The organism is Arcobacter vandammei, assembly GCF_016106035.1.
Lineage (GTDB): Bacteria > Campylobacterota > Campylobacteria > Campylobacterales > Arcobacteraceae > Aliarcobacter > Aliarcobacter vandammei.
The window spans coordinates 47,421-61,997 of sequence record NZ_JADKPZ010000010.1; the positions used below are offsets into that span (position 1 = coordinate 47,421).

Annotated in this window: 11 protein-coding genes; 10 read left to right on the forward strand and 1 reads right to left on the reverse strand. The window is 26.3% G+C overall.

The features are described from left to right. The 6 genes from IQC44_RS06895 (at position 1) to folE (ending at position 5,731) form a co-directional block, all read left to right on the forward strand. A complete protein-coding gene (locus tag IQC44_RS06895; protein ID WP_198305608.1) occupies positions 1–864 on the forward strand; it encodes a hypothetical protein in 864 nt (287 codons plus the stop codon). After that, on the forward strand, positions 845–1,576 hold the full coding sequence (locus tag IQC44_RS06900; protein ID WP_198305609.1) for a hypothetical protein: 732 nt from the start codon (positions 845–847) through the stop codon (positions 1,574–1,576). Before IQC44_RS06895 ends, IQC44_RS06900 begins: the two co-directional genes overlap by 20 nt. After that, a complete protein-coding gene (locus tag IQC44_RS06905; RefSeq protein ID WP_198305610.1) occupies positions 1,548–2,906 on the forward strand; it encodes a GspE/PulE family protein in 1,359 nt (452 codons plus the stop codon). The genes IQC44_RS06900 and IQC44_RS06905 overlap by 29 nt, the downstream gene beginning before the upstream one ends. Next, positions 2,903–4,090 carry a type II secretion system F family protein gene (locus IQC44_RS06910; RefSeq protein ID WP_198305611.1) on the forward strand — a complete coding sequence of 396 codons (1,188 nt, stop codon included), beginning with the start codon at positions 2,903–2,905 and terminating at the stop codon, positions 4,088–4,090. The genes IQC44_RS06905 and IQC44_RS06910 overlap by 4 nt, the downstream gene beginning before the upstream one ends. A 15-nt stretch (positions 4,091–4,105) precedes the next feature. Beyond that, positions 4,106–5,056: a magnesium/cobalt transporter CorA gene (gene corA / locus IQC44_RS06915; protein ID WP_198305612.1), complete on the forward strand. Its 951-nt coding sequence runs from the start codon at positions 4,106–4,108 to the stop codon at positions 5,054–5,056. A gap of 102 nt (positions 5,057–5,158) precedes the next feature. Next, the gene (folE, locus tag IQC44_RS06920; RefSeq protein ID WP_198305613.1) at positions 5,159–5,731 is read left to right on the forward strand and encodes a GTP cyclohydrolase I FolE; all 573 of its coding nucleotides are present in this window, start codon (positions 5,159–5,161) and stop codon (positions 5,729–5,731) included. Positions 5,732–5,763: 32 nt separating this feature from the next. Here folE and IQC44_RS06925 read toward each other — a convergent pair whose 3' ends face one another. Beyond that, entirely contained in the window at positions 5,764–6,954 is a 1,191-nt protein-coding gene (locus tag IQC44_RS06925; RefSeq protein WP_198305614.1) for a M23 family metallopeptidase, read from the reverse strand. A 79-nt stretch (positions 6,955–7,033) separates the two neighbouring features. Between IQC44_RS06925 and IQC44_RS06930 the strand changes: the two genes are divergently transcribed. The 4 genes from IQC44_RS06930 to IQC44_RS06945 all read left to right on the forward strand — a co-directional run bounded on the left by IQC44_RS06930 (position 7,034) and on the right by IQC44_RS06945 (position 14,576). After that, positions 7,034–7,993 carry a L,D-transpeptidase family protein gene (locus tag IQC44_RS06930; protein ID WP_228286280.1) on the forward strand — a complete coding sequence of 320 codons (960 nt, stop codon included), beginning with the start codon at positions 7,034–7,036 and terminating at the stop codon, positions 7,991–7,993. A gap of 62 nt (positions 7,994–8,055) precedes the next feature. Beyond that, on the forward strand, positions 8,056–10,269 hold the full coding sequence (gene purL / locus IQC44_RS06935) for a phosphoribosylformylglycinamidine synthase subunit PurL (protein WP_198305616.1): 2,214 nt from the start codon (positions 8,056–8,058) through the stop codon (positions 10,267–10,269). A gap of 76 nt (positions 10,270–10,345) precedes the next feature. Next, positions 10,346–11,878: a bifunctional phosphoribosylaminoimidazolecarboxamide formyltransferase/IMP cyclohydrolase gene (gene purH / locus IQC44_RS06940; protein ID WP_198305617.1), complete on the forward strand. Its 1,533-nt coding sequence runs from the start codon at positions 10,346–10,348 to the stop codon at positions 11,876–11,878. 109 nt (positions 11,879–11,987) lie between these two features. After that, complete coding sequence (locus IQC44_RS06945) at positions 11,988–14,576, forward strand: ABC transporter substrate-binding protein (RefSeq protein WP_198305660.1); 2,589 nt, start codon at positions 11,988–11,990, stop codon at positions 14,574–14,576. Position 14,577 lies beyond the last annotated feature (1 nt).

A 14,577-nucleotide genomic window follows, 5' to 3' on the forward strand; every position in this document is an offset into this window, starting at 1 on the left:
ATGGGTAAATTTTATAGTTTAGAAAATATCGAAATTATCGACATTGAAGCTAGTGAAGAGATAGAAAAGAAAAACTTAAAAAGTTTTATTTCTACCTTTTTTGAACTCAAAAATATAAATCTTTCCTCAAACTCAAAAATTGTTTTAAACTATATAAAAGAGCTAAAAATCTATCAAATTCTTTTAATAAAAGAGAAATTTAATAATTTAGAAATAGAGTTATTTTATAAATTATTAGAAAATAATGAAAAAGAGTTTATCTCTTTTATTTATGAAAAATATTTCTTAATTTTTAAAAATAACAAAATCTACTATATTCAAAATATTGATGAAAATATAGACAATCGTGAGCTTTTAAGCTATCTAAACAAAAATTTTAAAATTACTTTTGATACTTTTATAACAATTAACAAAGATGAACTTTATAAAAATGAGATTGTAAAAAAGACTAATATTAAATTTTTTGACATAAAAAAGGATTATTCATTTTACTTTTTTCTTTTATATATGTTTTGTTTAGCTTTTTTTTGTTTACTTTTTTTTATGCAAGAAAATTATAAAAGCCAAGAAAGTTATGAAAAAGAAAATAATCTTGATATTAAAATTTTAGAAAATGCATATAAATTTGATAGTTTTGAACAATGGCTAAAAAAAATATTTTATAAACTAGAGCAAGAAAATCTTAAAGTAGAAAAATTTTCTTTTATTGAAGATATATTAAATCTTGAAATATCTTCTTCAAATAAAGATGATATTTATAAATTTTTGGAAGATAAGGATTTTGTTTTTTTATCTTCAAAGATTGATTTTATTGAGAATAAAAATATTTATAAGGCAAAAATAGATGTTCAAATATATAAATGATAAGTTTGTAAATAGCTCAAAAAAGACAAAAATAGAGCTTTATCTTTTGCCAATTTTACTATTTTTGAGTGTTTATATATTTTTAGAAAATAGTAAAAATAGTGAAGATTCTATAAAGGCAAAATTTGAATCTAATATACTTGAAAATAAAAAAATGTCAGAAAATATCCTTGAAATATCTTTAAAATTGGAAATTATTGCAAAAGAGAATGAGATATTTATAAGAAAGAGTGAAAAAAAAGATGAAGAGATTTTTCTTGAATTTAGTGGAAGCTTGAATAATATTTTCCTATTTTTAGAAAATATTGAGAAGTTAAATAATTTTAGCAGAATTAAAAAGATGATTTTTAAAAAAGAAGAGGATAAAAATATTGTCTATTTAAATATAGATTTTAGAAATTTTTATATAAAAAAGTTTGAAGATAATGAAAAAATAATATTAAAAGAAGATATAAAAGAGATAGGAGAAATAGATAATAATGAATATAAGGAAGATGAAAAAGAGATTATTGAGTATGAAATTATAAATTTTGAGATAAATGCAATAGTTTCAGATTTTGCCTTTATAAATGGAGTTTGGCTTAAAAAAAATGATGAGATAAATGGTTTTAAACTAATAAAAATTTTTAAAGATTATGTTATTTTGAAAAACGAAAATGAAGAGATAAAATTGGAGCTATCGTATGCAAAATATCCTAAAAAGTTTGATTAATTATTCACTGTTTGAGAAGTATGAAAAAGATTATTTTATAAAAAATAAAATAATTCCTATTTTTGAAGACAATATAATTCTAAAAGTTGCTGTTTGTAAAAACTCAAATTTGGAAAATATAAAAAATAATTTTACAAAAATTTTAAGTTTTATTGAAGTTGATGAGATGGATATTCTATTTTTACTTTCAAATTTGGATTTTAAAATAGAGCTTTTTTCTATCTTACAAAAGTTAAATAGTAGTAGTTCAGATAGCTATATAAAGGAGTTCTTAGAAAAAATCTTATTTTTTGCAATAGAAAAAAGAGCTAGTGATATTCATATTGAAAAGTTTGAAAATAGGGCATTGTTTAAATTTAGAGTTGATGGAAAATTAAAGATATTTTTTGTTTTGGATTTTCTGTTTTTTACACAAATTTCATCATATTTGAAACTTCTTTCAAATTTGGATATTACTCAAGTAAGGCTTCCTATGGATGGAAGATTTTCGCTAACTTTAATGGATAAAAAATATGATTTTAGATTCTCTTCAATGCCAACAATTGAAGCTGAATCCTTGGTTTTAAGGGTTTTGGATACAAAAAATATAGATAAAAATCTACAAACTTTAGGTTTAAGCAAAAATATCTATGAGTTTTTATTAGAAAATTTGCAATTGAGTTCAGGATTAGTGCTAATTAGTGGACCAACAGGAAGCGGAAAAACTACCACTTTGTATTCAATTTTAAAAGAGTTAAATAGTGAAGATAAGAAGATAATAACTATTGAAGATCCAGTTGAGTATAAAATATCTTCAATAAACCAAATTCCAGTAAACAGCAAAGTTGGACTTAGTTTTGAACTTGCATTAAAAAATATTTTAAGACAAGATCCAGATATTATTTTTATTGGTGAAATTAGAGATAAATTTTCACTAGATATTGCTCTTCAAGCTTCATTAACTGGGCATTTAGTACTTGCAAGTATTCATGCTTCAAGCTCTTTGGAGACGATTACTAGATTGCTGGATTTAAAAGCCGATCCTTTTTTAATAGCAACAAGTTTAAAACTAGTAATGGCTCAAAGATTGGTTTTAAATTATTGTACAAAGTGTGATTTTAAAGGTTGTGAACTTTGTAATTTTACAAAATTTTATGAAAGAAGTTCAATTGCAGAAATTTTAAAAGTAGATGATGAAATATCTAGTTTGATAGCTCAAAAATCTACTAAACAAGAGTTTGAAAAGTATCTAAAAAGCATAAATTTTAAAACCTTAAAAGATAATGGATTAGAAAAGGTAGAAGAAAAAATAACTTCTATTGAAGAGGTTTTAAAAGTTGTAAATATATGAAAAAATATAAAATAATTTATCAAGAAAATCAGAAAATAAATGAGCTTATTTTAGAAACAGATAATATAAATAGTTCTAAAAAACCAAAAAATATCCTAAAAATTGTTGAATTAAAAAAGGATTTGGAGTTTTCATTTTTTAAAAGAAGAAAAATTGATAATAAAAGTTTAAATCTTATTTTTTATGAGCTAAATTTAATGCTAAATTCAAATATAAATATAGCAGATGCTATTGATATTTTAATCAAAAATAAAAAAGATAAGAATATCTTACTATTTTTATCTAGCTTAAAGAATAGTTTTATAGAACAAAATAGTTCAAAAAATAATTTTGACTCTTTTAGTATAAATCCTTTATTTAAACAGTTTTCAAAAATACTTTTTGAAGGAGGTGATATTTCTTTAAATATTTCTGCAATTTCAAAACTTTTAAGAGAAATAGAAGATATTAAGAAGGCATTTTATAAGGCAATTTCATATCCAATATTCTTATTAATAAGTTTTATTTTATCTTTGTTTTCAATATTTATTTTTGTAGTTCCAAATTTTAAAACAATTTTTATGCAAAGCCAAACAAAACTTCCCTTTGCCACAGAAATTTTGCTTAAAGTTGAGTATATTTTTACAAATTATTATCTTTTTATTGCTCTTTCTTTTTTATTTATTCCTCTATTTTTTTATATTTTTTATAAAAATAGTGATAAATTTCAATATTTTCTTGATAAAATTTTTATAAATAATATTTTTATAATAAAAGATATAATCTTAAGTTTGGAGTTGTATAAGTTTTTTTTGCTTATAGAAATAATGCAAAAATCACAATTTGAATTCCATAAATGCTTTAAAAGTGCAAAGGTTTTATTGAAAAACAAATATCTATTAGATAGAATAGCTATTATTGATAATTTTTTAGAAAATGGAAAATCTATAAATATCTCTTTTTGCGAATCAAAAATATTTGACGATATAGTTTTAAATCTAATAAACACAGGAGAAGTTTCAAACTCTTTACCTTTGGTTATTGGTGAAATTAAAATGATTTACAAAAGTAGATTTAATGATAAAATAAATTTTCTAATATCACTAATACAACCTCTGTTTCTCGTATTTATTATGCTATTAATACTTTGGATAGTAATAGCAATTTTTGTTCCAATTTGGGATATGGGAAATATTATAAAATAGTTTAAAGGAGTAAGTTTGATTAGTTGCTATGTAAAAAAAGGGAATAGACTTACTGTTATGGAAGGTGTTGAGTATCTAAAGGATATTGAAGATAGAAAAAGTGTTATTTGGGTTGATATGCTTTTTCCTACAAATGATGAAGTAAAAGCTATTGAAGCTATTTTTGATATAGAGTTTCCAACAAAGCAAGAGAGTGAAGAGATTGAGCTAAGTTCGAGATATTGGGAAGAAGCAAATAGAATTGAAATAAATAGTTATTTCTTAATAAATGACAATAAAGACCCTGTAAATGAGACAGTTTCTTTTATTTTGCAAGGTGATTTATTAATTTCAATTAGATATAAAAAACTAGCGAGTTTTAATACATCTATTAAAAAATTGTTGGCAACTCCAAGAGAGTATAAAACTGGTTATTCTATTTTTTCTCAAATTATTGATATAAGAATTGATGCAGATGCTGATATTATCGAAAATTTAGGAAGAGATATAGCAGCTATTAGAAAACAAGCTTTTGATGATGATGTTGATAATGAAGATTTGTTAGAAAAAATGTCTATTTTTGAAAACTTAAATATGAAAATAAGAGAAAATCTTACAGATAAACAAAGAATATTAAACTCTTTGCTAAAATCTCAAAGAGTAACAGACGATAAGAGCGAACTTCCTATTATGTTAAAAGATATTAGGTCTTTGATTGATCATACAAATTTTAATTTTGAAAGACTTGATTACTTGCAAAATATCTTTGTTGGGCTTTTAAGTGTGGAGCAAAATAAGGTTATTAAAATTTTTACAATTGTAAATGTTATTTTCCTTCCACCAACATTGGTTGCTAGTATTTATGGGATGAACTTCCATATGATGCCAGAACTTGATTGGCAATATGGATATTTGTTTTCAATTGGTGTTATGATTTTATCTGCTATTACACCTTTGGTTATTTTTAGAAAAAAAGGTTGGATATAAAATATTAAATAAGATTTTATTTTTTAGAATACTAAATTATAGAAATCTTAATAAAAAAGGCTGAGAATAAATTCTTAGTTCCAAAAAAAGGAGTTATACATTATGAATAAAGAGTTAGAGTTTGAAAATTCAATAAAGAATATTTTAGAATATATAGGTGAAGATACACAAAGAGAAGGGCTTTTGGATACTCCAAAAAGAGTTAGAAAAGCTTTTGATTTTATGTGTAGTGGATATAATCAATGCCCAAAAGAGATAATACAAAAAGCACTATTTACTTCAACAAATGATGAAATGGTTGTTGTAAAAGATATAGAGTTTTACTCTTTTTGTGAGCATCATATGCTGCCAATAATTGGAAAAGCACATGTTGCTTATATTCCAAATGGAAAAGTTGTTGGTTTGTCAAAAATTCCTAGAGTTGTAGATGTATTTGCAAGAAGATTACAAATTCAAGAGCAAATGACAGAGCAAATTTGTGATGCTTTAAATGAACACTTAAAACCAAAAGGTGTTGCTGTTATAGTTGATGCAAGGCATATGTGTATGGAAATGAGGGGAGTTGAGAAAATTTGTTCTACAACTATTACTTCATCTTTAAGAGGATTATTTAAAAGTGATAAAAAAACTAAAGATGAGTTTTTATCTATAGTTTCTGCATCTTTTCAAAAATAAATTATTTGTAAAATAGGAATTATTTCTCTATTTTACAAAATATTAATCTCACTTCTATCTTTTGTTCTTTCAAACTTATTTGGTATAGTTCTATTTTCATTTGCTATTTCTTTTTCAAATCTTTTAATCAAATTTTGAGTATTTGCCAAAAATGAAGCTCTCTCTTTTGCTTCAAGACCATCTTTTTGAGGTTTTTTGATAACATTTAAAGGATCAATAGCAACTCCATTTTTATACATACCTAGATGTAAATGAGGACCAGAACTAAGACCTGTTGAACCAACATAACCTATATGTTCCCCTTTTTTGATGGATTTACCCTTTGATATACCTTTTGCAAATCCATTTTGATGTGCATATAGTGTTTTATATCCATTTTGGTGATTTATAATTATTGTTTTTCCATAACCACCTTGAGTTCCTACAAATTCAATTTTTCCATCACCAGCAGCATAGATATTTCTTCCTGTTGGTGCTGCTAAGTCTGTTCCTAAGTGTGCTCTATATCTTTTTAAAACAGGGTGGTATCTTTTGTTTGTAAAAGCACTAGAAATTCTTGTATATGCTAAAGGAATTTGGAAAAAGAAAGTTTGAGTAAAACCTATACCCTTTTCATCATAAAATTTATCATCTTTTAAGTTCTTAAATCTGTAATAAGGTTTTTTATTTATTTGTACCATTGCAGAGTTAATTTCAGGCATTCCAAAAGGTTTTCCTAAATACGATTTTTGAGTATATTGAATCGCTATAAAATCGCCTTTTTGCATTTTCCTAAAATTTGCATCACTATTTTTAAAAAGAGATTGAACAATTGCTGATAAAGTATTATTTCCTGTTGTTTTTAAAATATCATTTGATATTGATTCATTTATCTCTATAGCAACAAGCTCAGAATTTTCAATATAATCAATTGGAAGAGTTTGAAATTTATAATTATTTGAGCTATCTTTATAGATATGTAATTGAATATCAGTAGATACAGGAATTAAAACTTGATTTAAACTTCCATCATCATCCGTGTATAAGTAATATGTATTTTCAGCTTGAATCTCACTACAAAGCTCTTTATCCTCTTTTTCAAGTTCATAATATAAACTCAAAGGAACTTTAAATCTCTCTAGAAATGTTAAGAAAGTTTCTCCTCTTGACCAATTAAGCTCTTCAATTTGAGCAGAAAATAGTATGTTAATAAATAAAATAGTGCATATAATAATTTTTTTCATAATTTATCTCTTTGTTTTATCAAAAAATTAGGGTATTGATTATACAATTCCACAACTTAAAGAACAAATGGAGAAGGAATTGTTAAAGATTGTCATTTTTTTATTTATCGCACTTAGCTTAAATGCCAAAGACTTGATGGATATTTATAGAGCAGAAGGTATTAAATCTGTAGAGCAAGAGCTTGAAAGAAATTTAAGAGATATAAATTTTTGGAGACAATATTTAAATAATAAAAATGTTGATTATGGATATTATGAATATAATAAGTATGTAATTGTTGCTCAAAAAAATGGGAAAGAATTAAGTTTATTTGAAAAAACAGAGGATAACTATAAATTAATCTCTAAAGAAAATATGATTATTGGTGAAAATAGTGGAGATAAATTTTTAGAAGGTGATAAAAAAACTCCAGAAGGTGCTTATGATTTAGTTCAAAAAAGAACAGGATTAGATCAGTTTTATGGACCATTTGCACTTGTAACTTCATATCCAAACACTTTTGATCAAAGTTTAAATAAAAAAGGTCACGGAATTTGGATTCATGGTATGCCTTTAAATGGAGATAGAGAAAATTTCACTCAAGGTTGTTTAGCTTTAGATAATGAAAAGCTAAAGTCATTAGATAAAAATATAAATCTTAAAAAAACAGTTTTAATCACAAGTCATAATGAGCTTCAAAAAGCAAAAAAGGATGATATAGCATTAATTCTTAGCTCTATTTATAAATGGAAAGATGCTTGGAAATATTCAAATATAAATGAATATTTATCTTTTTATTCAAAAGAGTTTAAAAGAGCAGATAAAAGTGATTTTAGCACATTCTCAAATCAAAAAAGACAAGTATTTGCAAAAAATGAGAATAAAACTATAAATTTATTTAATATAGATATTTCTCCATATCCAAATTCGCTTGGTAAAACAATGTATAGAGCTATTATGGATGAAGAGTATGTAAGTCCTAGTGTTCAATTTTACGGAAAAAAAGAACTCTTTATAGAAATAGCAAATAACAAAGTACAAATTTTAACTGAAGATTAAAAACTTTTTCAACACTTTTTAGATACAATCGCCTTAAATTTCAAAAATATTTAAGGTGAAAAATGCAAAACAAAGAACTGAATATTGAAGAGATAGCATTAGCACACTCTTTAACTAAAGATGAATTTGAACATATAAAAAAAATCTTAGGAAGAGAGCCAAACTATGTGGAAATTGGTATCTTCTCTGCTATGTGGTCTGAGCATTGCTCATATAAATCAAGTAAAAAATATTTAAGTGGTTTTCCAACATCTGCTCCTTGGGTTATTCAAGGACCTGGAGAAAATGCTGGAGTTATAGATATTGGAGATGGATATGCAGCTGTATTTAAAATGGAATCTCACAATCACCCTAGCTTTATAGAACCTTATCAAGGAGCAGCAACTGGAGTTGGTGGAATTATGAGAGATGTATTTACAATGGGTGCAAGACCAGTTGCAAGTATGAACTCTATTAGATTTGCTTCAATAGAAGGAAACAGTGAAACTGCGAAAAAACATAGATATTTATTAAAAGGTGTAGTTGCTGGAATTGGTGGATATGGAAACTGTATGGGTGTTCCAACTATTGGTGGAGAGACAACTTTTGAAGAGTGTTATGCTGGAAATAACCTTGTAAATGCCTTTACTTTAGGACTTGCAAAAGCTGATGAGATTTTTTATGGACGAGCAGAGGGAATTGGAAATCCAGTTATTTATGTAGGAAGTAAAACAGGACGAGATGGGCTTGGTGGAGCTGTAATGTCTAGTGCTGCTTTTACAGAAGATAGTGAGAGCAAAAGACCAACAGTTCAAGTTGGAGATCCATTTACTGAAAAACTACTACTTGAAGCTTGTTTAGAGTTATTTAAAGCTGATTTAATTGTTGGTATTCAAGATATGGGAGCAGCTGGGCTTACTTCATCTTCATTTGAGATGGCTGGACGAAGTGGAAGTGGTATGATAATGCACTTAGACAGAGTTCCAGCAAGAGAAGAGGGAATGACTCCTTATGATTTTATGCTAAGCGAATCACAAGAGAGAATGCTAATTTGTGCAAAAAAAGGTTGTGAGCAAAAAATTATTGATATTTTTGAAAAATGGGAACTAGATGTTGCTGTTATTGGAGAAGTTACAAATAGTGGAAATATGGAACTATTTTGGCATGGGGAAAAAGTTGCAGATATTCCAGTGCAACCAGTATCAGAAGAAGCACCAGTTTTAGATAGACCAGTTGCAAAACCAAAATATTTAGAAACTATTGCAAATATAAGTTTAGATAAACAAATTTCAAACCAAATAGCTTATGATGATTTAATAAGTGATATGGAAATTGTTGATAAATCTTGGATTTATACTCAATTTGATTCAATGGTACAAACAAATACTATAAAAGGTCCAGGAAGTTTAGACGGTTCAACTATTAGAATAAAAGAGACTGGAAAAGCTTTAACTATGAGTGCTGATTGTAACACTAGATTTTGTTATATAAATCCAGAACTAGGAGCTGCTGCAGCTGTTATGGAAAGTGGAAGAAATGTAGCTATGAGTGGAGCTGTTCCAAAAGCTGTTACAGATTGTTTAAACTTTGGTAACCCAACAAATCCAGAAGTTATGTGGCAATTTAAAGAGTCTTGTGAAGGTATTAAACAAGCTTGTCGAGCTTTAAATACTCCTGTTATTGGTGGAAATGTTTCACTATACAATGAAACAAATGGTGTAGGAGTTTTCCCAACACCATCTATTGCAATAGTAGGTGTAAATGAAGATGCACAAAATGTACTTCCAGCTAAACTTCAAGCAAATGGAAATATTTTATATCTTTTAGGAGAGACAAAATCAGAGTTTGGTGGAAGCTTATATCTTAAAAAAATGTATGGAAAAGTTGCAGGAGTTCACCCTGAAGTAAACTTTGAAAAAGAGTTAGCTTTATGGAATACAGTAATTGAAGCAAACAAAGCAAAACTTTTAAAATCTGCAAAAGATGTAAATCTTGGTGGAATTGCTATATCTTTATCTAAAATGGCTGTTGTTGGAAATATTGGAGTTGAAGCAAATATATCTTTAAATGATAGTAGAGATATTTTTTCTGAGAGCCTAAGTAGAGCAATAGTTGAAGTTGAGCCAAAAAATTGTGAAGCATTTGAAAAATTGGCTTCTAAATTTGGTATTGAGTGTGTAAGTATAGGAAAAACTGGTGGAGATAAAATCATCATAAATGATATTTACAAAGAGTTAGATAAAGTAAGCCATATCTATTTTAATAGATTTAAAGAGGTAATTGAGCAAGATCAATAATCTTGCAAAGCCAAGCCAAAGTTGGTTTGGCTTTTTTTAATTTAAAAAAATAGAAAATCATAGAAAAGGAAAGAATTTGAGAGCATTAATTAGTGTTAGCGATAAAAGTGGAGTTGTAAATTTTGCAAAAGAGCTTGTAAGTTTAGGATATGAGATTATATCAACTGGTGGAACTTATAATAAATTAAAAGAAGAAGGAATTTCTGTAATTGAAGCAAATGAAGTTACAAAATTTCCAGAATGTTTTGAAGGAAGAGTAAAAACTCTAAATCCATATATTCACGGTGGAATACTTCACCGAAGAGATAAACAATCACACTTAGACCAAGCCAAAGAGCTAGGAGTTGAAGGAATCGATTTAGTTTGTGTAAATTTATATCCATTTAAAGCAACAATAGAAAAAACAGATGATTTTGAAGAGATTATTGAAAATATAGATATTGGTGGACCAGCGATGGTTAGAAGTGCAGCTAAAAACTTTGATAGTGTTATTATTGTTACAGATGTTGCCGATTATGATTTAGTATTAAATAATCTTAAAAACAATACAAATAGTGTAGAGTTTAGAAGAGATTTGATGATAAAAGCCTATGAACACACAGCATCTTATGATTCTATGATTGCAAACTATATGAATAAAAGATTTAATAGCGGTTTTGGAAACAAACAGTTTATTGTTGGTTCAAAAGTGTTTGATACTAGATATGGTGAGAACCCACATCAAAAAGGTGCTTTATACGAGTTTGAATCTCAATTTTCAAATAAATTTAAAGTGATTAAAGGAGAGCCTAGCTTCAATAATATGGGAGATATTTCGGGAGCTGCAAGAATAGCTGCAAGTTTTGGAAAAGATAAAGCAATTTGTATAGTAAAACATGGAAATCCATGTGGATTTGCAATTAAAGATAGTTTACTAGACTCTTATGTTGAAGCACTTAAATGTGACCCAATTTCAGCTTTTGGTGGAGTAGTTGCAGTTAATGGAACTGTAGATAAAGCATTAGCAGAAAAGATGAATGAGATTTTCCTAGAAGTTATTTTTGCTGCAAATTTTACAGAAGAAGCAGTTGCTGTTTTTGAAAGCAAAAAAAGAATTAAACTATTCTCTCAAGGAACAAAATATTTAGAACTAGCAAATGATAGTTTTGATTTTAAAAGAGTTGATGGTGGATTTGTATATCAAGAGGCTGATAAAGTTGCAGATGATGAGGTTAGAAACTCTAAACTTATGTCTTCAAGAGCTGCAACTCTTCAAGAGATAAAAGATATGGAAATAGCTTACAAAATAGCAAGTTTGACAAAATCAAACTGTGTTGTGTATGTTAAAAACTCTGCAATGGTAGCTGTTGGAATGGGAATGACAAGCAGAGTTGATGCAAGTAAAGCAGCTTTAAGAAAAGCTGAAGATTTAGGACTTGATGTAACAGGTGCAGTTCTTGCTAGTGAAGCATTTTTCCCATTTAGAGATAGTATTGATGAAGCACAAAAAGCTGGTGTTAAATGTGTGATTGAGCCAGGTGGAAGTATTAGAGATGATGAAATTATAGAAGCTGCAAATGAGTATGGAATGGCACTTTATTTTTCAGGAATTAGACACTTTTTACACTAAAAAAAATATTTATACCAAAAATTTATTTTTTGGTATAAATTTTAGCTTTATTTTAAAAAATTTTTATATACTTCATTAAATTGATTAAAAGGTTATTTTTTTGAATTCTATGCAGAAATTTGGATTATTTATTTTTTTATTTTTTTCTACAACTCTTTATTCAACAGAATTAAAAAAAGTAACTTTACAATTAGCATGGTTTGATCAATTTCAATATGCTGGTTATTATATGGCAAAAGAGAAAGGTTTTTATGAAGAAGCTGGACTTGATGTTGAAATTCTTCCTTTTGCATTTGATAAAAAAATAATTTCTGATGTAAATAGCGGTAAAATAGATTTTGCCGTTGGAAGAGAAAATCTAATTTTAGAGAAGGGAAAATACTCTAATATTGTAGCTCTAGCAGCTATTTTTCAAGCCTCACCACTTATTTTGATAAGTACAGAAGATTCAAATATTAAGAGAATTGAAGATTTTGTAAATAAAAGAGTTATGAGTACAAGAGATGATGCAGAAGAAGTATCGATAAAAGCAATGGTTGTATCAAAAAAAGTTGATATTAAAACATTGAAATTTATTCCACACTCTCATAATATTCAAGATTTAGTAGATAAAAAAACAGATTTAATCACTGCTTATACTTCAAAAGCTCCATATTTTTTGCAAAAGAATGGAATTTCTTATAATACCTTTGCTCCAAAAGATTATGGTTTTGATATGTATAGCGACTTTTTATATACAAATAAAGAGTTGATTTCAAGTGATTTAAATAGAGTAATATTATTTAAAAATGCAAGTTTAAAAGGTTTTGAGTATGCTTATAATAATATAAAAGAGGCTACAAATACTATATTAAATAAATATAATAACCAAAATTTAACATCAGATGAACTTATTTTTGAAGCAAATGAGTTGAAAAAATTATCATATTTTCAAACTACAAAATTAGGTGAGATAAAATTAGATAAATTACAAAGAATTTATGATTTATACAATGTTTTAGGTCTTGTTGAAAATAGTATTAATGTAGAAGATTTTGTTTTAAATAGTGATGATAATTTTGTTATTTCTTCATCAGAAAAAAATTATTTAAATGAAAAAGATAGCTTAAATGTTTGTATTATTCCAAATCATATGCCATATAGTGATATTGTAGATGGAAAATTTATAGGTTTTATTTCTGATTATGTTGCTTTACTTGAAAACTCTATAAAAAAACCTATAAATTTTGTAAAAGCAGATAGTTTAACTCAATCTTTAGAGTTTGTAAAAGATAGTCATTGTGATTTTTTACCTATGATAATTAAATCAAAAAGTAGAGAAGATGAGCTTTTATTTACAAATTCATATTTAAATCTCCCTTTAGTTTTAACTACAAAAAATGGAGAAACATTTATTGATGATTTAAAATCTCTTAAAAATAAAAAAGTTTCTGTTGTTGAAAATTATGCCTTTTTAGATATTTTAAAATCAAAATACAAAAATATTGAGTTTGTTACAGTGAAAACTCTTGATGAAGGCTTTAAAAAAATATTAGCTGGTGAAAATTTTGCCCATATTGATTTTATGCAAACATCTTGGTATCAAATTCAGACAAGTTATTTATCAAAGCTTCAGATTTCTGCTAAATTAGATGAAAACGAAGATGTTCATTTAGCTGTATTAAAAAATAACCAAAATTTGCTAGGAATATTAAACAAAGCTATTTTAACTATTGATAAGATAAATTCAAATGATATATTAAATAAATGGACAATAAAAGAGAGTAAAAAGGAGTTTGATTATACTTTACTTTTACAAATATCTTTTGTTATTATAATACTATTTTCTTTGGGTGTTTATAGACAAATTTTGTTAAATAAAGCAAATAGAAGATTAAAATATTTAGTTGATTTAAAGACAAAAAAACTTCAAAATGTTAATAAAAGGTTATCTGTTAAGATAAAAAGAGAACTTGAAAAAAGTCAGCAAAAAGATAAAATTTTAGCACAACAGCAAAAAATGGTATCAATGGGACATATGATTGAAAATATAGCTCATCAATGGAGACAACCTTTATCTATTATTACTACAAATGCTAGTTCTTTAAAAGTAAAAAAAGAGATGAATTTGTTAAATGATGATGAACTTATAAAAACTGTTGATCAAATAGTTAATACTTCAAAATATCTATCTCAAACTATAGATGATTTTAGATACTTTTTTAGACCTCAAAAGAATAAAGAACCTTTCTCTTTAAACTCTTGTATTTATAAATGTTTGGATTTGATAAATGCTAATTTTGTTCAAAATAGTATATCAATAATATATGAGCCAAAAGATATTGAGATTATAGGATATGAAACAGAATTTATTCAAGTGTTAATAAATATATTAAACAACTCTAAAGATGCTTTTTTGCAAAAGGATATAGAAAATAAACTAATATTTATCTCTTTAGAAAAAAAAGATAGAAGAATTTATTTAGAGATATATGATAATGCACAAGGAATTCCGCAAGATATATTAGATAAGGTTTTTGAACCATATTTTACTACTAAACACCAAAGTAGTGGTACAGGAATAGGGCTTTATATGTCAAAAGAGATAGTTGCAAGACATATGAATGGTGATATATTTATAAAGAATTTTGATTTTACTTATGAAAATGAAATCTATAAAGGTGCAAAAACAACTATTATTTTAAATGAAAAGGATTAAG